At 64.8% G+C, this 16,680-nt stretch carries 24 protein-coding genes; all 24 read right to left on the minus strand.

Annotation, left to right across the window (positions count from 1 at the left end):
* Positions 1-10 precede the first annotated feature (10 nt).
* Entirely contained in the window at positions 11-1,546 is a 1,536-nt protein-coding gene (locus tag PV761_RS03275) for a hypothetical protein (RefSeq protein WP_347894336.1), read from the minus strand.
* Between the two features lie 187 nt (positions 1,547-1,733).
* Positions 1,734-2,777, minus strand: a complete 1,044-nt coding sequence (locus PV761_RS03280; RefSeq protein ID WP_347894338.1) for a phage minor head protein — start codon at positions 2,775-2,777, stop codon at positions 1,734-1,736.
* Between the two features lie 9 nt (positions 2,778-2,786).
* The gene (locus PV761_RS03285) at positions 2,787-3,080 is read right to left on the minus strand and encodes a DUF6527 family protein (RefSeq protein WP_347894340.1); all 294 of its coding nucleotides are present in this window, start codon (positions 3,078-3,080) and stop codon (positions 2,787-2,789) included.
* On the minus strand, positions 3,077-4,606 hold the full coding sequence (locus PV761_RS03290; protein WP_347894342.1) for a hypothetical protein: 1,530 nt from the start codon (positions 4,604-4,606) through the stop codon (positions 3,077-3,079). The genes PV761_RS03285 and PV761_RS03290 overlap by 4 nt, the downstream gene beginning before the upstream one ends.
* 9 nt (positions 4,607-4,615) lie before the next feature.
* Entirely contained in the window at positions 4,616-6,148 is a 1,533-nt protein-coding gene (gene terL, locus PV761_RS03295; protein WP_347894344.1) for a phage terminase large subunit, read from the minus strand.
* Positions 6,149-6,964: 816 nt separating this feature from the next.
* Positions 6,965-7,171 (minus strand): hypothetical protein, encoded by a 207-nt coding sequence (locus tag PV761_RS03300; RefSeq protein WP_347894346.1) that lies wholly within the window; start codon positions 7,169-7,171, stop codon positions 6,965-6,967.
* A 96-nt stretch (positions 7,172-7,267) separates the two neighbouring features.
* Positions 7,268-8,167, minus strand: coding sequence for a hypothetical protein (locus PV761_RS03305; protein ID WP_347894348.1), 900 nt, complete (start codon positions 8,165-8,167; stop codon positions 7,268-7,270).
* A gap of 72 nt (positions 8,168-8,239) precedes the next feature.
* Positions 8,240-8,689: a hypothetical protein gene (locus PV761_RS03310; RefSeq protein WP_347894350.1), complete on the minus strand. Its 450-nt coding sequence runs from the start codon at positions 8,687-8,689 to the stop codon at positions 8,240-8,242.
* 142 nt (positions 8,690-8,831) lie between these two features.
* Complete coding sequence (locus PV761_RS03315; protein WP_347894352.1) at positions 8,832-9,032, minus strand: hypothetical protein; 201 nt, start codon at positions 9,030-9,032, stop codon at positions 8,832-8,834.
* A 136-nt stretch (positions 9,033-9,168) separates the two neighbouring features.
* Positions 9,169-9,357 carry a hypothetical protein gene (locus tag PV761_RS03320; protein ID WP_347894354.1) on the minus strand — a complete coding sequence of 63 codons (189 nt, stop codon included), beginning with the start codon at positions 9,355-9,357 and terminating at the stop codon, positions 9,169-9,171.
* Positions 9,358-9,371: 14 nt separating this feature from the next.
* On the minus strand, positions 9,372-9,590 hold the full coding sequence (locus tag PV761_RS03325; protein WP_347894356.1) for a hypothetical protein: 219 nt from the start codon (positions 9,588-9,590) through the stop codon (positions 9,372-9,374).
* Positions 9,591-9,753: 163 nt separating this feature from the next.
* A complete protein-coding gene (locus PV761_RS03330; RefSeq protein WP_347894358.1) occupies positions 9,754-9,957 on the minus strand; it encodes a hypothetical protein in 204 nt (67 codons plus the stop codon).
* Positions 9,958-10,109: 152 nt separating this feature from the next.
* Positions 10,110-10,325, minus strand: a complete 216-nt coding sequence (locus PV761_RS03335) for a hypothetical protein (RefSeq protein ID WP_347894360.1) — start codon at positions 10,323-10,325, stop codon at positions 10,110-10,112.
* A complete protein-coding gene (locus tag PV761_RS03340; RefSeq protein ID WP_347894362.1) occupies positions 10,322-10,615 on the minus strand; it encodes a DUF4031 domain-containing protein in 294 nt (97 codons plus the stop codon). The genes PV761_RS03335 and PV761_RS03340 overlap by 4 nt, the downstream gene beginning before the upstream one ends.
* Positions 10,612-10,854, minus strand: coding sequence for a hypothetical protein (locus tag PV761_RS03345; protein ID WP_347894364.1), 243 nt, complete (start codon positions 10,852-10,854; stop codon positions 10,612-10,614). The genes PV761_RS03340 and PV761_RS03345 overlap by 4 nt, the downstream gene beginning before the upstream one ends.
* Before the next feature lie 121 nt (positions 10,855-10,975).
* Complete coding sequence (locus PV761_RS03350; RefSeq protein WP_347894366.1) at positions 10,976-11,377, minus strand: hypothetical protein; 402 nt, start codon at positions 11,375-11,377, stop codon at positions 10,976-10,978.
* Positions 11,378-11,385: 8 nt separating this feature from the next.
* Complete coding sequence (locus tag PV761_RS03355) at positions 11,386-11,916, minus strand: HNH endonuclease (RefSeq protein WP_347894368.1); 531 nt, start codon at positions 11,914-11,916, stop codon at positions 11,386-11,388.
* Positions 11,913-13,211: a DnaB-like helicase C-terminal domain-containing protein gene (locus PV761_RS03360; RefSeq protein WP_347894370.1), complete on the minus strand. Its 1,299-nt coding sequence runs from the start codon at positions 13,209-13,211 to the stop codon at positions 11,913-11,915. Before PV761_RS03360 ends, PV761_RS03355 begins: the two co-directional genes overlap by 4 nt.
* Complete coding sequence (locus tag PV761_RS03365; protein ID WP_347894372.1) at positions 13,208-14,158, minus strand: hypothetical protein; 951 nt, start codon at positions 14,156-14,158, stop codon at positions 13,208-13,210. The genes PV761_RS03360 and PV761_RS03365 overlap by 4 nt, the downstream gene beginning before the upstream one ends.
* 14 nt (positions 14,159-14,172) lie before the next feature.
* Positions 14,173-14,421 (minus strand): hypothetical protein, encoded by a 249-nt coding sequence (locus tag PV761_RS03370; protein WP_347894374.1) that lies wholly within the window; start codon positions 14,419-14,421, stop codon positions 14,173-14,175.
* Entirely contained in the window at positions 14,421-14,780 is a 360-nt protein-coding gene (locus PV761_RS03375) for a hypothetical protein (RefSeq protein WP_347894376.1), read from the minus strand. Before PV761_RS03375 ends, PV761_RS03370 begins: the two co-directional genes overlap by 1 nt.
* Entirely contained in the window at positions 14,780-15,139 is a 360-nt protein-coding gene (locus tag PV761_RS03380; RefSeq protein WP_347894378.1) for a hypothetical protein, read from the minus strand. The genes PV761_RS03375 and PV761_RS03380 overlap by 1 nt, the downstream gene beginning before the upstream one ends.
* Positions 15,136-16,380 (minus strand): DNA cytosine methyltransferase, encoded by a 1,245-nt coding sequence (locus tag PV761_RS03385; protein WP_347894380.1) that lies wholly within the window; start codon positions 16,378-16,380, stop codon positions 15,136-15,138. Before PV761_RS03385 ends, PV761_RS03380 begins: the two co-directional genes overlap by 4 nt.
* The gene (locus tag PV761_RS03390; RefSeq protein WP_347894382.1) at positions 16,377-16,598 is read right to left on the minus strand and encodes a hypothetical protein; all 222 of its coding nucleotides are present in this window, start codon (positions 16,596-16,598) and stop codon (positions 16,377-16,379) included. Before PV761_RS03390 ends, PV761_RS03385 begins: the two co-directional genes overlap by 4 nt.
* Positions 16,599-16,680: the final 82 nt, after the last annotated feature.

Here is a 16,680-nt window from a genome sequence, read left to right on the forward strand (position 1 = left end):
GCGGCCTCCTTTAGAGTGCGTTGACGACGTCGTCGTCAGTGATGGTCTTGGATTCGGTGGCGTCGGTGTGGCCAACGCCTCGGACGGTGCCGGCGCCGAACGACGCGGCGATTTCGGCGGCGGCTTCCTCGGCCTTGGCCTGGAGGGCGGCCGTGTCCACGGCGCCTTCCGTAGTGAGCGTGTAGGTGCCGGCGAGCAGCTTCACGGTGGCGGGGGCGGTGATGCCCTGGAACGCTTCGGCGACGACGGCTGCGGCCGCCGCGTCGTTGTCCTTCTTGACCGACTCCGCCAGCCTGGCTTTCAGGTCAGCGTTTTCGGCTTCCAGCGCGGTGGCCCGGCCGGACTTTTCGATGAGGTTGCGGTGGTCCGCTTCCTCAATCTGAATGGTGCCCATCAGAGGCTCCTTTTCATTCTCGGTAACCCCAGCCGGGTCCGGCGGGGAATCATTGGCGGCTTCACGTTTCATCCCGGGCATGCCAGGCATCCCCGGTTTCTTCTTTTTGCGCCGCTTCTTCGCCTCAGAGCCCACGCCCATGGCGGGGTCGTCTACGTAGTCGAACTCGTCCGCCGTGTACCAGCGGTGCACCCCCATCTCCGGCATCCCGTCCATGACGAGCCCGTACGCGGTGGTGCCGATCTCCGCGATGGTGCCCGTGTTGTGGGCCGGGTCGTGCAGCCGGTCCGGGTCGATCACCACACGGTCCCCGACCTGGGGAAGGTCGATGGACTCAAACACGTTCCCGGTTGCCGCCTCACTGGCCTGGGTGACAGGGATGTACTGGGTGGTGGCCCGGACTTCGACGCGTTCCCCGGTGAGGGTGACGGCGTCGTTGGTCAGTTGGTAGGTCTGCTCGTAGATGTGTAGAGAGTCGGCGTCCTCGACTTCGAACCAGGCGGTGGTGTCGTCGTGGTCGCGTAGCCACACCCACGTTCCGTCGTAGCCGTATGCTGCCCTGAGGGCCTCCCGGATGAGCTCGCGGGTTTCGTTCGCTGTGGCTTCGGTGAGGCGCCGGGTCAGGGCCGATTCCAGGACTGCCGAGATGCGGCCGCCCCGGCCTGCTTTGGTCACGTAGTCCACACGGTTCAGGGGGTGGGGGTGGATGGCCTCGATGATGTTGCCTTTGCGTCCACCCACCTCGCCCTTGGTGAAGGTGGCGGACGCGGCAATGGAAGTCCCTATGTATTCCTTTGCGGCGGCGAGGAAGTCACGCCAGTTGGGCATGACATCTGCTTCCGCGACCAGCCGGCCCGGTTCTTCGCCGGGGTTATCCGGGTCGATCCAGTCGGGCTCCCACCTGGCGTCCTCGGTCAGGCCGGCGGCGAGGCGCAGGACGGACCCTGCGGGCTGCTCGAACCGGGCCATCTCCCCGTCGTGGTCGATGTGGAGTTGGGTCTTGGCCGGGAACGCCCGGTCTTTCGCGGCCTTCTCCAGCACGGCGGGGGAGTAGTAGCCACTCGTCCCCCATCCTGGGGTGATGATGGTGATCTCCTGCCGGGAGCCGGTGAGAGCCCCAACAGCGGAGACCTCATTGATGATCTGCGGCATTGACAGCCTCCTAGAATGGGTGTGTGGGCCTTGATGACCGGAACGAGAGTGCGGGCGTGCCTGGGGAGTGCCCTGGGCATGAGTGGAAAGCGTCGGTGATTCATCTGCGTGCCACCGGGGCGTCGCTGGAGGCCCGGTGTAAGTGGTGCGGGACCGTGCAGTACGAGCCGTCCCTGTCGGATGGGACCTAAGCGGCCAAGTCCTTGACCGGTGTCACGCCGTAGGAGTCGCGCCAGCCGACCGTCTCCCGCTTCGTGGAGAGGTCAGCCCACGAGATCTTCCCGGACTGCAGCAGCTCGAGTCGTTGGGCCCCCATGATGTCCCGCTGAGTGGCCGGCGTCAGTTCGTTGAACACCGTCTCGGCGTCCTTCGTCAGGGATGGTGGTTCCTCGATGTCGAACCCGAGGTCCTTCCATGACTTGGTGATCGTGACGCGGGCGCAACGGCCGTTCTGGTGATCATCCGGGCCGGACTCGTCGAGCGGGTGGCGGGTGCCGTGCTTCGACCAGCAGGACGGGCACGTGCGGGCGTTCAGCGCCGCATGCCACTCCCACTCCTCGAGGATCGCCTTGTTGGCTTTCTCCGACGCCTGCGTCGCTGCCCTGTGCGCGTCGAGGGTTTCGGTGCGGGCGATGGTGAGTGCCCGGGTGAGGCCGCCGTTGAACCGGCTTTGGGTCTGCTTCATGATCCGCCGTGCGGTGGCTCGGGGGTTGTCGCCGACTGCGATCCCGCGGATCAGTTCCCGCTTCATGATGCGCTCGACGTCTGCCGGGATGGGCCTCGTGCTGGAGTGGATCTGATCGGTGGTGCGCTCGACGATGGCGGCCAGTGCGTCCGGGGACATCCGGGTGAAGCTGACGCCCGCGCCGGCCGTGTTCGGCGGCAGCTGCGACCCGATTAGGGCAGCGTGCCCGTCGAGCGCGTCAAGGACAGCCTGGCCGACGTCGTTCACGATCACGCCATCAGTCGTGCGCGCAAGCTCGTCGAGCATGGTCCGGGCGGTCTTGAGCGCGTCCCGCAGCCGGATGTTCTTGGCCACCACGTAACGGCTGATCTTCCCGTCAACCGCCCCGGCCATCAACTCGCCCAGGGCTGCCTGAAAGTCGGGCTGCAGCACGTCCCACGCTTCAACCCATGCCCGGGTGAGGGCGAGGGTTTGGGCGTCGGTCATGACGGTGAGGTCGCGGCGGATGCGGTCAACGATGCGGAGAGTCTCAGCCGTGACCGCCATCCGAACCTCCTAGAACCCGTCAGGCAGATCCGGGAGCGGAACTGTCTGACCTGCTTTGTCGTGGGTGCAGTCGCTGAGGAACTCGATGTGACCGTCTTTGACGAACGAATGGCAGCGCGGGGCCATGGTGACGTTCTCCGGAGCGAAGAGCGCGTCCCACTCGAGATCCTCGTTGATGAGCTTCCTCCGCTCGTAGACGAGGACGGACGGCGATATGGTCAGTGATGCACCGGCACCAGTCACCTGCCACGCGTCGGAGACGATGTGGATGTCTTCACATCCAGGGCACCAGAACTTCGTCACTTGAGCGCCTCAGCCGGGTCCTGCCCATTGCGGAATGCGTTGGCCGCAAGATCCCCGGCCGTGGTTTCCGTGTCGAGGAGGTTGCCGTCGTCGTCGGTGATTTTGTCGATCCACTCGTCGACGTCGGGGATTTTGAGGACCTGCAAAGCGAGCCGGATGAGGGGCAGCTTCGGAGTGTCAGGCATGCCCTCGGCGGCGATGATCGCGTCCATAAGGACCTTCACATCGACCTCGTCCAGACCCGGGAATGTCACTTCCACGGTTGAGGCGGCGGGGTCGTTGAATTCGACCTTGAGGCGGTCGTCGTCGCGGACAGCTGTGCCGAGCCTGCGGAGCGGGCCCTGCGGTGCGATGACGGCCTGTTCGATGGCGTACCCGACTGAGTCCTGGATGACCTCAGCGTGGAGCTGCTGCCGCGCCTGGAACGTGAGCCGAGTGGGGAAGTCCAGCGTTTCCGCCGTGGCCCGCGCACCGGTCTGGCCCGGATCAGCCAAAGCGATGGTGACCGGGATGTCCATCGCGGTCGCCGCCATGGTAGCCAGCGGCCGGGACGACTCAGAATCCAGCGTGGCGCCCGACTTCGGCATCGCCTCGATCTTCTGATCATCCGACATGGACACAGTGGAACCGGCCGGGACGCCGCCCATGCCATGAAGCGCTGCACGCTTCGCTTGGGACGCACCAGCATTCTTCGAGGACGACACGTAAGCGATCTTCGCCAGCGCCTTCATCAGCAGCGCCCAGTCCTCAAGGAACCCCTTGTGGGACAGCGCCCACGGGATGGCCGCGTAGGAGTCGCCGATGCCGAACTTCCAGTTCGAACCAGCGTTGACCTTCACGTGGCGGACAGGGGCATCCCAAATGACGGGAACCTTGTCGATGCGGAGGGTACGCATGCGCGGCTGGTATTTCAGCGCAGGGTAGTAAGCCTCCATCGTGACGTCTTTGCCGTCGGCTCCCCGCTCCACCCACTGGCGCAGGTAGAACCACGGTGTGGCCTTGTCGCCGGGGGCAGTGATGACGTCCTGGACCTCGTCGAACGGGATGGTCCGGACCTTCACCCGTCCAGTGAGGGGGTTAGTGAAGTGCACGAGGAAGAAGTTGCCCTCATCGAACAGGGCGCCCTCGTACTGCTGCCGTGCCTGGGCGCCGAAGAACGCTTCCCGGTTCCCCTCGTCATCGATGTAGGCCTGCACGACGTCGTTGACGTCCTGGTCGGTCGCGGCGATGGTCACGCCTTGGCCCCACACGTAGGCGTGGCGGACTGTCCGGCCGCGCTTGATGATGGGGTTAGCGATCCCGAACAGGCGGCCCATCTCGGCGGCCTTCTTGAGGCCTTCGCGGGTGAACTCCTCCTGGTACTGGTGGCTGAGCGCCATCCAGCCGGCGTTGTCCCGGGCGAGTTCCAGCTGGGCGAGGGACTCCTCGAGCCGGTACTGGAGGGTTGCCACAGTGCCTTCGGCGATCTTCCCCTCGGCAGCGACGGCTGCCTCCTGTAGGCCGAGCAGTTGGCCGAACCAGCCCATACTGTCCTCCTAGACCGGGCTGATTGACCAGCCCTGCGCGTTGTAGTCGTCGTAGACGTCGGGTTCGATGACGTTGCCCTGGTTGAGCAGTGGCATCAGCAGGATGCGGTTGATGCCCTGCGACATGGAGTCGATGGTGTCGTCGTGTGCGCCGTTCGGGAAGGCCTTGGCCTCTTCGACTAGCTCTTCGACGTTGGGCAGCAGCTCGGCGGTGGGCAGGATGATGTTGCGTGAGTGGGCCAGTGGGGAGATCGCTGACGCCCGCGCAAACTTGCTGCCCTCTGGCTCGATCGGGATGAGCCCGAAGAGGCGCTTTTGAAGCGAGTTGATCACGGCTGGCCCGTTGGCTTTGTCTTCGATGAACTTCGTCACGGCTTGGGGCCACTTCGCGGACATCGCCACGATGGCTTCCTCGGAGGCGTTGAAGTTCATGCGCCTCCGGACCATGTCCAGCAGGTACGCGTCCACCCCGACTCTGAGCCAGACTTGCCCGACCACGAAGTCGGACGTGGGTTTGTCCTTGAACGTGAGGTCCCAGGACTGCACCAGCTCGTGGTCGTCGCGGCCGATGCCGGGCACGTGCATGACGCCGTTGCCCTGATCGAGCCACATCGGTTCGGTGTAGCGTGCCCATTCCTTCGGGAACACGTTGCCCGTCTCCGGGTTCGGTGATCCTTGGTAGAGGGCGGAGAAGTCGCGGGGTCCGGCTTGGACGCGGATCTGTTCCCATTCGGCGGGGGTGCGGGGTTCGCCGGTTTTCTCGTTGGTCCGGGCGGAGCGCATCCACTCACCGGGTTCACGGCCGAGCGGATCCGCCTCCCCTTCGTCGGGGTTGTGGTTCGCCTGGGCGGGGATGTTGATGACCCGCCAGCGGTCCTTGTCCGGTTGGGAGAGGAGGAACCCGGCCATGTCGTCGACGTGCCAGCGGGTGAGGATGAGGATGACGGGGGCTCCGGGGGCGAGGCGGGTGGAGCCGACGGAGCGCCAGAAGTTCTTGGCGCGTTCCCGGAAGGTGGGGGATTCGGCCTGTTCCCGGTTCGATACCGGGTCATCGATGAAGAGGATGTCCGCGGGCTTACCGGTCAGGCCGCCGGTGAGGCCGACGGCTTTGACGCCGCCTTTGTGGCCGTCGAGGGTCCACTCGGACGCGGCCCCGTTGTCGGCACTGATCCGGAGGCCGAGATCGAGGGTGCCTTCTTGGCCTTGGTTGTCGGTGATGAACTTGCGGATGTCGCGGCCGAAGGTGAGGGCGAGGCCGGCGGAGTACGACACGACGGCGATGCGGCGTTCCGGGTTGCGGGTGAGGAACCAGAGCGGCCCGATCTTCGTCACCCGTGTGGACTTCCCCTCCTGCGGGGGCATCGAGATGATGAGCCGGTCGCAGGTGCCGTTCTCCACGTCCATGAGTGCCTGGTCGATGAGGTCGAGGGCGGGGGTTTGGATGGTGGAGGGGTCGACGGCTTGGGCGAGGTCGCCGGGGGACTCCCATGCGTGCGCTGGTTTCTCGAACTTCTGCGCAGCGTGTTCCCACCAGGCGGCCATGGTCGCTCCCTAAGTCTGCGGTTGCATCCCCTTCTCGGATAGGGCACCCGTTCCGGCCTACGTGTATACCGGCGTTATTAGCTTGACCGCGTTTCGCCCAGTTCCTACGTGTCGGTCGCTGGGTTACAAGGGGACGGCTACCGGCTCAACTGCATTCCGCAATGGTTGGTCAGTGGCTTTTGCCGTCAGTGGGCTGGTTGGGTCGCGATCCCTGCGCCGCCAGTGCGGTCCAGCCCTCCGTGCCCGCCTCTGAGAGTAGGCAGCACGGCTATTCAGTTTTGCCCGCCATCGCTTTCGATCTAGCGGGACTTCCTTGGTGCCAGGCCCCGGCATCGGATCCATGCCGGGGTCCAGCGTTGCGGTAGTCACCAGCTGCCGCGCTTGCTTTCCCGTTGCCGGGGAAGTGTGGGGGCCGGCACTTCACAGTGAGCGGCGGTGCGCGTGACCCTGCGCGGGAGATAGGGGCCCCTTTCGGTTGTGTTGCCTATCTGACCATCCGGGCGTAGCGGACCCTCGTGGTTGGTGGTGGCCCGCACGGGCAGCCATGGGGGGATGCCGGCCGTGCGGGAGTCTGTGGAAGGCGGGCACGAAAAAGCCACCCGCACGTGGCTGGTGGCTTTCGGATGCAATTTCGACCCATACGAAGATTAGCATTCACACGGGTAGCCGTCAATCACTTCCGCAACATCTGTAAATGCGACAGGCTCCCACCGTCGTCGAAAACAAGGGAGCCCGTCTGGAATATGGCGGGGAGAAAACGTACGACCCTCATATCCCTAGACTCCATCCTAGCCGCTACATGCCGCGGGTGGCGGGTCATGGGGTGGGCCTGTAGGGGTTGGTGCGATTAGCGCCGTCTATCGAATCAAACGCGGCGCGCTCACCCTCATCCCAAGCATCGGCCAACATGTGCGGGGCGGCGGCTTCGAGGGCGTTCATTAGCGCGTCGCCCATATCGTGCGTCTCGCGAAACGCTTTGGCCGCCGCCTCAACCGCAGCCTCGGGGATCACTTCACTTGACATTCTTTCCTGCTTTCCAAATCAGTATCGCCACGAGGATTACCAGAATGATGTTGAGGACGGTCAGGTAGACCTCGCCCGCATCGGGGATCACGTTGCTCATGCTGCCTGCTTCCGGCTGGTGTGGGCCTGCCATGCGTCGAGGACGTCGCCGAGGCGGTACATCGGGCGGAGCTCGTTGCCCTTGTCGTCTTCCGTTGGGTTGGCGCGGTCGAGCTGGCCGCGGGCCGCCCAGTTGCGGATGTCCTGCTCGGTCACGTGCGCCCCGCCGGAGGAGAGCATGCGGGAGAGGGCGGGCGGGTAGCCGATCACGTACTCCTTGGACAGGAGCGCCCTCCCGGTCCATTCCACAATGTCCCAGGTGTTCCCGCAGGTTTTGCACCGGGCCTCGACGGCGCCTTGGGGTTCGTACACGTACGTCCCGCACTCGATACCACCCACGTCTTCGGGGCAGACGCCGGCGAAGATCTTCGGTTCCATCCGCTCGCACGCGGCCACACAGTGGGCGAGGTGCTTCACAAGGTGGCGTTTGATGTCGGCGGCCCAGACCCGTGACCGGAGTTCCCCGAGCTGCGCGTACAGGTAGTTGGTGAGGTGGTGGATGGTGCGGCCGGGGAGGACGGGCCGGGCCGGGTACACCGGGTCTGTGGTGCGGTCAGTGTGGGCTGCGTGGATGGTCTTGCACTCGGCATGCCACACCTCCGTGTGCTCCGTGACAAGCCGCAGGCACCAGCCCATCAACGCCTTGTGCAACCGCATCTCACAATCCAACGCGGACAGGTTGATCGGGGCCGGCGCGTACAGCTTGGTTCCGGAGGTCCCGCACTGTTCGCCGCCGACGTCCTGGCGCTCCACCGTCACCCGCAGTTCCTCCACCACCAGATCGACCCGGAGCAGGTCGTCCTGCAGGGCGGTGATGCAGTCGTAACAGATCACCACGTTGTTCGCGTTGATGGGGTTATGGCAAGAGATACACGGGTGCACGGTGGGTCCGATCATCGGGCGAGTGTTACCTCCCATTTTAACAGACATTCCCACACTTTCCCCTACTTTGGGGCATAATAGCAGACCCTAATCGAGCGCGGCGAGCGCCCTCAACTCCCGGGGCACAATCGTTGGGACTTCCGCCCACTGCTCCGGCGACAAGTTCAACGCAGCCAGGATCCTTTGCAGGACCGCGGCCACCAGATTCCCCTGGTCCTCAGCGATCTTGATCCGCCGCTCCTCAATACCCGCCCTGAGAGCAGCGGCCGAGACTTTCACGAGGTGTTCCCGCTCCGTCAAATACATCTGGTACCAGACGTTCGGGGCGGACTTCTCCGTCGTCATGTCCACCATGCCCTGCGGCCCCACACCCTGATCCGTCTGCGTCACACCCCAGACGAGTTCGCCGGCCTTGAGCTCCTGCACCTTGCCCCGCAACCACTGGACGTGGGCGTGACTCCATGCGATCTCATCGAGGAGGGCTTTGGCGGGGTCGATGTCCACCGGCAGACCCAACGTCACCACAGAGCGGGCCATCTCCTCCTCAGCCAACCGCCGATCAGCAGCAGCCTGCACCTTCGACGACCCGCCACCATGGATCTTGCACACCATCCCACCCTTGATCGGAGCGCGCCGGCAACGCTCACCCGACTGCTTCGACGTCGCCTGGCACTGCCGCCTACCCTCCATGAGGTTCCGCCACTTGTGCCGGGTCCATGAGATGCAGCTCCTCTTGCCCGTAGGCCCTGAGTATCCGGTTCGATCCCTCGATGAGTGCGTCCCGGAGTTGCCTCGTCCCGCTTTCGCTGATTGTGAGGTGCGTGGGGATGGTGACTTCCATGTCGCCCGCTGGGATGTTGGTCTGGATCCTGATGCTCATCGTTTGCCTTTCCTACGGGGGAGTGTGTGTTTGTGCCAGGGGCGTTTGTTGTCGTCCCGTCGGTCCGGCAGGAGACGTTGCTCGTAGCTGATGGTGGTCTTACCGTCCGGTTCGCACCGGCACATGGCGTGCGGCTTCATGCTGCTTGGTCCTGTTCTTCGGTGCCGTGTTGCGGGCAGTCCGGGTTGGTGGGTTTCGGGTGGCGGGGGTTGTACCTCCATGGCGGGCAGCAGCATCCCGGGTACTGGTTGGTGCGGCGGGTCCAGAACGACGGGGCACCGGTCCCGACGTCGGGGTGGTTCCGGCCCTTGTCGTCTACAGCCATGGAGGCTCCTTTGCCTAGGTGGTGGGTTTACTGATGCCTTGGACGATGGAACGCCGTTCGCGGTAGTAGTCGCGCCACTGACGGATCTCCGTGAGCGACCGATCATCTTCGGTGTAGAAGGTGATCGCGGCGTTGCCCATGATTTGACCGAGGCGCAGGTCCGGGCATTCCATCCAGAGCTCTCCGAGGGCTGCCAAGACTTCCGGGATCCGCTTGGGGTCGCGTCCGCTCATTTGCAGTCTCCGTCGTGTCCGGCGGTGAGCCAGCAGCGGATTTCGTTGCGGCCGTCCATGAGGCGGGTCGGGCACGACTGCGGGGTGTGCCCTTCCTGTGCTTGTGCCTGCCGTTCGCGTTCCCTGGCCTGCGCCTCACGGTTGTCCTGACGTAAAGACCGGCTCATAGGTCGATCTCCGTCTGCCCGGCGAGGACCACGGCGGCGGCCTTCGTGGCTGCGCGTGTCTCGGCGTGGTGGTCCCGGTCGTAGTGAAGGTGGCAACCTTGGCACATGGCCTTGAGGTTTTCGTCCTCGCAGTTCTCCGGGGTGTGGTCAAGGTGGGCGGTGGTCAGGACGACGTTGGAGCCGGTCCCGTAGGCAGGCATCCCGTGACGGTTCGGGCAGCGGCCGGTATGTGTGCCCCTTCCGCACTCGCCCAAGCATTCACACTGGCCCTCTGCCCGGACGAACCGGATGTTGTGGCTGATGGCCCGCCAGTCCTCTGGGTAGCGCAGCTTCTCACTGGCGCGGATCGGGCTCACGCTCTGGCCCTCTCTTCCGGTGACAGGTCCCGGTAATGCCGGGCGGCTGGCTCCCACGAGGCCGGGGGAGCGGTGATGTGGAGGTCGGGGAGTGGCTCCATCGGGTCGAACATGAGTCCGCGGAGTTGCTGCTGGGCTGTGACGCCCTGCACGAGGACGGTTTCCTGCTCCAACTGGGCGGCCTCGGCCAGGAGCTTCGCGGCCGGGCTCACGCTCCCAGCTCCTTCATCCGTCGCTTGCCCATTTCCATGACACGTTCCTTCCACCCAACTTCGATAGCGCCGAGGGCTACGGCTTGACGACGCTTCGGCTCCGTGACGTCGAAGTGTTCCTTCCACGTGCCCGGGTACTGGATGTACTTGGCCTGCAATCCGATCTGCACTGCGAGGGCAACAAGCTCCTCAGTGCTGTCGGCGGTCATGTGGCACCAGCGCGAGTCGTGTGTGAGGCGCCCTGAGCGGACCTTGGCGGGAATGAACGCGTCGTCCACGTAAACGCTCATGCCGTCACCTGCCCGGCTGCTGCTTCCATGCGGGCGAGGCCGGCTTCGAGTTCGGTCACGGCGAGGCGGTTCTCTTCGGTGTTGAACCGGGCGGCCTTCTCACGGGCGACAGCCACACGCCGGCGGGCCGCGGACAATGCGCGGGCGGCGTACGCTGCACCCTGCGTCACCGGGTTGGGGACCACGCCCCGGAACTCGTAACCACCCGTGCGGGGCGCCTGCTTTGCTAAAGTGTTCATGGTCGGACTCCAGTTTCCGATCGTGCCGCCCGGACTTTCACTGAGTCCGGGCGGCTTCTTTATCTATGCATTCAGCTTACATCACATTCCCATATATTCCTACACTTTCCCCCATCGTGTTCTAGAACATTGCCGTCTCCGGTTCCGGTGCGGGAATATCCGTGATCGTCACCGTCAACCGCTTCCGCTGCCCCTTCACATACGAGATCACCGGCATCGGCTTCACCATGAACTCCGGCGTGTCATCCGGGACGATCCGGTAATCGGTGGGTTTCTTCGCCGACGCGAGCGCATCACACAACGGCTTGAGCGTCCACGCGAGGTTGTCTTGGTCCCGGGCGATCCGGTCACCGACATGCCACACCAGCAGCACCTGGCACTTACCCAGCCGGGGGATTTTCGCCGCCCGGGCGAGGAGGCCCATGGTCTGCCGGGCCTCCCGCACCTTCGCCGCATGCGAGAACCGGCTCCCGTACCCGCCGTTCGGCTTCACCGGCGGAGTCGCCCACGGCAGTTCGATCACCCACTCCCTCACAGGACCCACCCCACCACGGCCGGGACGCTGGAGATCCCGCACCGGCCGCAGAACACCGGCACTGTGACGGGGTAAGGCATCGCCTCGAACGAGTCATCATGTTCGCCGTGCCCCGGGTTTAGGCAGTACCAGCATGCGATGACCACGCCGAGCCGCTTCGTCCAGATGGATTCGAAGTTGCTCTTACGCTGGTTGCAGTCCCAACACGCCGACACGAGATTGTCCGACCTGTCAGCCGCCACCAGGTCCGCTATCTCAAAAGCCGACCGGGGGATGATGTGATCCACCGTCAGGACGTGGCCGCCGGTTCCGCAGATCCGGCAGATGCCGCCGTCCCGTTCGTGGATAATGGCACGCTTCTGCGAGTCGATCGGGGTCCGCTCCTCACGGTTCCGGACCGGCCACCGCCTCGCGGGTTCCTCCAGCCGGTCCAGCAAGGAACCGAGGCTGATCGCGTGAACCTGCTCCGACTGGACTCGACTCTGGTCGTAGTACGCCGTGATGTCCAGGAAGTCAGTGGCGGTCATGCGATGCCATACCGGAAGTCGCCGGACTCGGACGCCATCGAGTTGACCGAGGCGAAGTGCGGACGCCACGCGAGGTTGATCTTCCCCGTCTCGCCGTGCCGGTTCTTCTCGATGATGAACTCGATCTCACCCTCCATGTCGTCAGAACGGTGCAGGAGGATAATGTTGTCCGCGTGCGCCTCGATGCCGCCTGACTCCCGCAGGTCCGCCATGGTCGGGCGCGGGTCCGCCCTTTGCGTGGATCCGCGGTTCACCTGAGCCAGCGCCAAGACGTGCGTGTCGAACTCCTTGGCAAGGTGCTTGCAGTCCTCCGCGATCCGGGCGACCTGCCGTTCGCGCTGCTCCCTCGTGTCCGCCGGCGCCACCAGTTGCAGGTAGTCGATGATGACCAGCGGGACGGGGCCGCGGCGCTTCCATGTCCGGACCGTGGCACGGATCTGCGCCATCGTCGTCCGGGACAGTTCCTCGATGTAGACCGGCCAGTCAGCGGACTTAGCCCGGAGCCGGGCAACCTTGGACCAGTCCGTCTCCGACAGGTCGAACGAGTTCAGGTGGTGCAGGTCGATCCCTTCCGAGGCCGCCGTCATCCGCCCGATGACTTCGTGTTCTTTCATCTCCAGGGAGAAGAACCCGACCCCGTAGCCGGTGGCCGCGACGGCGGCGCAGCCCGCCACGAGCGACTTTCCGACGGCCGGGCGGGCGCCCATGATCGTCAGCTGCCCCGGGTGCCAGCCGCCGTTGAACTTCCGGTCCAGCTCGGACCACCCGGTCGGGTAAGACTTCCCCTTGGGTGATGACCACAGGTCGATCGCCGATTCGAGGGCGTCCGCGAACGTCCGGACCCGGATCCCTGTCGCCTCGTTCGCCGTCGCATCAAGCACCGCCCGGGCATCGTCGAGGACCTGCTCCGTTTCGTCCCACCCGGACGTCAGCGACATCTGCTGCAGCTTCACCCCGACATCGGCCAGCCGCCGGAGCCGGGCGAGGCCCGTGATGATCCCGGCGTAGTGCGGGGTTGCAGCCCGCACAGGAGCCGCTTCCATGCACTCGTGCAGGTAGGTGGGCTCCAGACCGGCGATAGGCTCCGCAATGAGCCTCTGCACCAGCGCCAGGGGTGTCACCGGGCGGCCGGCCCGGGACTCCGTGAGGATCATGTCCCACAGCTGCTCATGCTGGGGCCGATAGAAGTCCTCCGCCTTGAGGTGAATGTCCTCCAATACCCGCTGGTCAAGCATCGCCGAACCGATCACGGCCCGCTCCGCCCCAATGTCCTGCCTCGGTGTCCTGTCGTTCATGCCGCCGCCCCCAACTTCCTCTTAGCCTCTTCCAACCGTTCCGCCTTATGCGCGGCCCGCTGCTGCTTCTTCCACTCAATTTCTTCGGCCATATCCAGCCCGGCCGGCGGGGTCCCAGGGGCCCACACGTCCCGGCCCAGGACCGCGTCGACGTCGATCACACCATCCGGTGAGGTGCCCGTCTTGTTCTTCTCCCAGTCCTCCACCGCCGCCAGCCGCAACTGGTCGTACTTGGCCCGGAACTTCGTCATCGACAGGATGTTCTTTCGCCAGAACGTGTTGCCCTGCGCCCAACGGATCAGGTTCTCCGCCTTCGCCGGTTCCCTGCCATCGAGATCGACCATGCGCCGGGCCTCATCGGTCCACGTCTTGGTGATCTCCGGCCGGAGTGAACCGTTCCGTTCGATCAGGTCAGCCAGGAGCGTGCAGAGGTGTTCGACGTCTTCCCGGATCGTGCTTGAAGAAGCTTTAGCTTCTTCTTTAGGGGTCGGGTCGGGTCGGGTCGGGTCGGGGTGTTCGGACGCCTGCTGGTGTCCCTCCGACTGTCCCGACTCTGTCCCCTTGGTGTCCCGCTGGGACTTCCTGTAATTAGCTTTCCGGATCCGCTCCTTCTCGCGGTTTTCCTCAAGCTCAGCTTTCGTCGGCTGATACTTGGACCAGTTCCGGTAACGCCAGCCAGGCAACTGAGGATCGTCGGAGACTGCCGACAGGATCCCAACAGGATCCTTGGAGGATCCCTTCACGATCTCCCACAAACCAGCCTGAACCAGCTGGTTCGCCACCCCCGGGGTGCCGCAAAATTCCTCGAGAACATATTCGGGGATGAACCCATCCGTCTCTTCCTTCGCCGACCACGTCCCGGCCAGCGCCCACAGCCCCACAGCCTGCAGCCGGTAGCGGCGCGGGATCCGCAGGACCGGTTTCGAGTTCGCGAACCCGTCGTCCATCTTGAACCAAGCCATCAGGCGGCCTCCGCTTTCCTGCTCGCGGTCTTGCGGGTGAGGCCGGCCGCTTTCCGCCGGACCCGGTACGCGGTGTCGTAGTCGCGGTGCGCCTGCTTGCAGGGCTCGCACTTCTCTTCCCGGCGCCGGTGGTGCTGGTGGTATCCGGCGTTCGTGCCGCAGAGGGCAGGGTTGAGCGGCGGCAGGCCCGTTACGGGGAGTGCGCCGCCGACATAGTGGTCCGTTCCGCGGTAGACGTAGCCCGGCATTAGGCTGCCCTCGCACGCTGCTGCTTGCGGGTGGCACGCCAGATCCGCTGATACTCCCGCGTCGCCGCCCTGCAGGGTTCGCAGGGTTCGACGTCGTACTTGATGTGCCGCTGCCACCCTGCCCAGGTCCCGCACGCGTCATCGCGGAACACCGGCTTCGGTGCGGGGGTGTAGCGGGCTCGGGAGTAAGCCGCCTGGGCGTCCTTGCAGTCCTGACAGGCCGGGATGTTGTGCTTCCGGTGCCGCCGGTAACCGGCGTAGGTCCCGCACGCCGACGGGTCAAAGCCGGTCAGCTTGCCGGAGCGGATCGGAGTGGGCTCCTCGACGTCGCGGCCCGTGCCGCGGTACTGGTACGCCATTACGCTGCCACCTCCTGAGCGTTCAGCCGCTCAGCATCAGCCAGCAGCCACCGTATGTAAGCCCGGATCGCTCCATGGCCCTGCTCCACCCCGCCATGAACCATCTGCGATTCAATGTCCGCCAGGTTGTCAATAACGTCCGCGAGGTCGGCACGTGAGAACGGGCTTGACTCTAGGCCGGCGATTAGTTCCGCCTGCCGATCGCTCATCGTCTTGAGTAGTGTCAGCTTGTCAGCACGGATGCTCTTCATATCCCTCCGGGCCGGGGCGAGTTTGATCTTCTGGTTCAACTCGGCCAGCTCATATTGGAGCTTGCGGATTTCAAACCGGACCGTGCGGAGATCCACGAGGCCGCTCATGCTGCCACCAACGATTCTGAGACGATGCTGGCGAGGTCTCGGGCGGCCGGGGGAGTGACCGCGTTTCCGGCCTGCATGGTGCGTTCCTTCATGGTGCCGAGGATCGTGTAGTCCTTGGGGAAGTCCATCCCCCACATCTGTTCGTGCGGCTGGATCATCCGGAACGCGACGTCGGCGACGTCCTGCTCGGTGTAGGTCATCAGTCCGTGGTGGTTGCCGCCGGCGGTGATGGTGGTGAACGGCTTCTCGCTCGCCGGGGTGGCCACTGCGTTGGAACGCAGAGTCACGACGAGGCCGTGACGGTCCCTTGTGGTGAAGGTGCTGTACGGGTCCGTGGTGGGTTTCGGTGACGGGGATCCGTAGAACTGGGTGAGGATGCTGGCCGCGTTCGGGTACCGGTTCAGGCCTTCGACGATCTGCCGCATCGTCGCGGCGGCCAGGGGCTTCTTACGGTCCCCGATGCGGGCGCCCTTGATGCTCCAGTCGATCGCGTCCGAGGCCGGCTTCACGACCGGTTCGAGGATGGCGTTGCGGCAGGTGCTGTTCGGGCAGCGGTAGACGTACTGCTGGCGGTACTTCCCGACGATCTTCGATGGGTCCTTGAAGGTCTGGATGCAGCGGACCATGCCGTGTTTCTCGCACTCGGCCATCGGGCGGAGCCGGTCAAAGTCCGGGGCCTTGTTGCCCTTGAGCCAGAACACGATGTACACGCGGTCCCTGGACTGCGGGGCGCCGGGCCCGAATGCCTGGGCGTGCATGGAGTTCAGGCTGATGATCTTGTGCTCATAGCCGAGGTCTCCCATGGACTGCAGCCAGCCGCGGAACGGCTTCCACGCCGTCACTTCGACGACGTTCTCGGTCATGATCGCTTCGTACTGGTGGACTTCGGCGAACCGGGGCACGTCGTACATGGTGGCCCGGGAGCGTTGCGCGGCCTCATCGGGCAGGCCGTCGGTGAACAGGGAGTCCTGCCCGTCCCACTGCTCCCGCTTCACACCCTTGGCCACCGTGAAGTTGGTGCACTCGGGGGAGGCCCACAGCAGGTTAGTCCTGGGGGTGTACTCCGGGCGGATGTGCGCGATGTCAGCGCAGGCGTGGTCGGTGTCCGGGTGGTTGTAGCCGTGCGTTTCGATGGCGCGTTCCCAGTGGTTCAGGGCGAGCTTCACGTGGAGGCCGGGAACCTGCATGATGCCGGTGCTGGATCCGCCGGCGCCGCAGAAGAAATCAGAGACGGTGATCATGCTGCATCACGGTTCACAAGGTTGTAGGCGCCGGAGCGGGTCATGCCGAGTGCTTCGCCGAGCTGCTGGTACGTGTGGCCGCCGTCGTGGGCGACACGGGCCGCGCTCTTGCGAACATCGGCGATCCTCTCGTAGATGTCAGAGACATCACGGAGAATGCTGAGCGAATCTTGCGGTGCCGCTATTGCGGGCATGGCGGAAACTGGTTTATTGTTCAAGGCAGAACCATTCCTTACTCAATGGTTGACCCGTCAGGTGGTAGGACACCGGGCGGGTTTTTTGTTTGTTAACGGATGAGTA

This window comes from Arthrobacter sp. CC3 (assembly GCF_039907775.1).
In the GTDB taxonomy this organism is placed as follows: Bacteria; Actinomycetota; Actinomycetes; order Actinomycetales; family Micrococcaceae; genus Arthrobacter.

Excerpts from the sequence above, each read along its gene's own strand:
- PV761_RS03275 (WP_347894336.1), bottom strand. The coding sequence starts at position 1,546 with ATGCCGCAGATCATCAATGAGGTCTCCGCTGTTGGGGCTCTCACCGGC.
- PV761_RS03280 (WP_347894338.1), bottom strand. The coding sequence starts at position 2,777 with ATGGCGGTCACGGCTGAGACTCTCCGCATCGTTGACCGCATCCGCCGC.
- PV761_RS03290 (WP_347894342.1), bottom strand. The coding sequence starts at position 4,606 with ATGGGCTGGTTCGGCCAACTGCTCGGCCTACAGGAGGCAGCCGTCGCT.
- terL (WP_347894344.1), bottom strand. The coding sequence starts at position 6,148 with ATGGCCGCCTGGTGGGAACACGCTGCGCAGAAGTTCGAGAAACCAGCG.
- PV761_RS03300 (WP_347894346.1), bottom strand. The coding sequence starts at position 7,171 with ATGTCAAGTGAAGTGATCCCCGAGGCTGCGGTTGAGGCGGCGGCCAAA.
- PV761_RS03305 (WP_347894348.1), bottom strand. The coding sequence starts at position 8,167 with ATGATCGGACCCACCGTGCACCCGTGTATCTCTTGCCATAACCCCATC.
- PV761_RS03310 (WP_347894350.1), bottom strand. The coding sequence starts at position 8,689 with ATGGCCCGCTCTGTGGTGACGTTGGGTCTGCCGGTGGACATCGACCCC.
- PV761_RS03315 (WP_347894352.1), bottom strand. The coding sequence starts at position 9,032 with ATGAGCATCAGGATCCAGACCAACATCCCAGCGGGCGACATGGAAGTC.
- PV761_RS03320 (WP_347894354.1), bottom strand. The coding sequence starts at position 9,357 with ATGGCTGTAGACGACAAGGGCCGGAACCACCCCGACGTCGGGACCGGT.
- PV761_RS03325 (WP_347894356.1), bottom strand. The coding sequence starts at position 9,590 with ATGAGCGGACGCGACCCCAAGCGGATCCCGGAAGTCTTGGCAGCCCTC.
- PV761_RS03330 (WP_347894358.1), bottom strand. The coding sequence starts at position 9,957 with ATGCCTGCCTACGGGACCGGCTCCAACGTCGTCCTGACCACCGCCCAC.
- PV761_RS03340 (WP_347894362.1), bottom strand. The coding sequence starts at position 10,615 with ATGAGCGTTTACGTGGACGACGCGTTCATTCCCGCCAAGGTCCGCTCA.
- PV761_RS03345 (WP_347894364.1), bottom strand. The coding sequence starts at position 10,854 with ATGAACACTTTAGCAAAGCAGGCGCCCCGCACGGGTGGTTACGAGTTC.
- PV761_RS03355 (WP_347894368.1), bottom strand. The coding sequence starts at position 11,916 with ATGACCGCCACTGACTTCCTGGACATCACGGCGTACTACGACCAGAGT.
- PV761_RS03360 (WP_347894370.1), bottom strand. The coding sequence starts at position 13,211 with ATGAACGACAGGACACCGAGGCAGGACATTGGGGCGGAGCGGGCCGTG.
- PV761_RS03365 (WP_347894372.1), bottom strand. The coding sequence starts at position 14,158 with ATGGACGACGGGTTCGCGAACTCGAAACCGGTCCTGCGGATCCCGCGC.
- PV761_RS03370 (WP_347894374.1), bottom strand. The coding sequence starts at position 14,421 with ATGCCGGGCTACGTCTACCGCGGAACGGACCACTATGTCGGCGGCGCA.
- PV761_RS03375 (WP_347894376.1), bottom strand. The coding sequence starts at position 14,780 with ATGGCGTACCAGTACCGCGGCACGGGCCGCGACGTCGAGGAGCCCACT.
- PV761_RS03380 (WP_347894378.1), bottom strand. The coding sequence starts at position 15,139 with ATGAGCGGCCTCGTGGATCTCCGCACGGTCCGGTTTGAAATCCGCAAG.
- PV761_RS03385 (WP_347894380.1), bottom strand. The coding sequence starts at position 16,380 with ATGATCACCGTCTCTGATTTCTTCTGCGGCGCCGGCGGATCCAGCACC.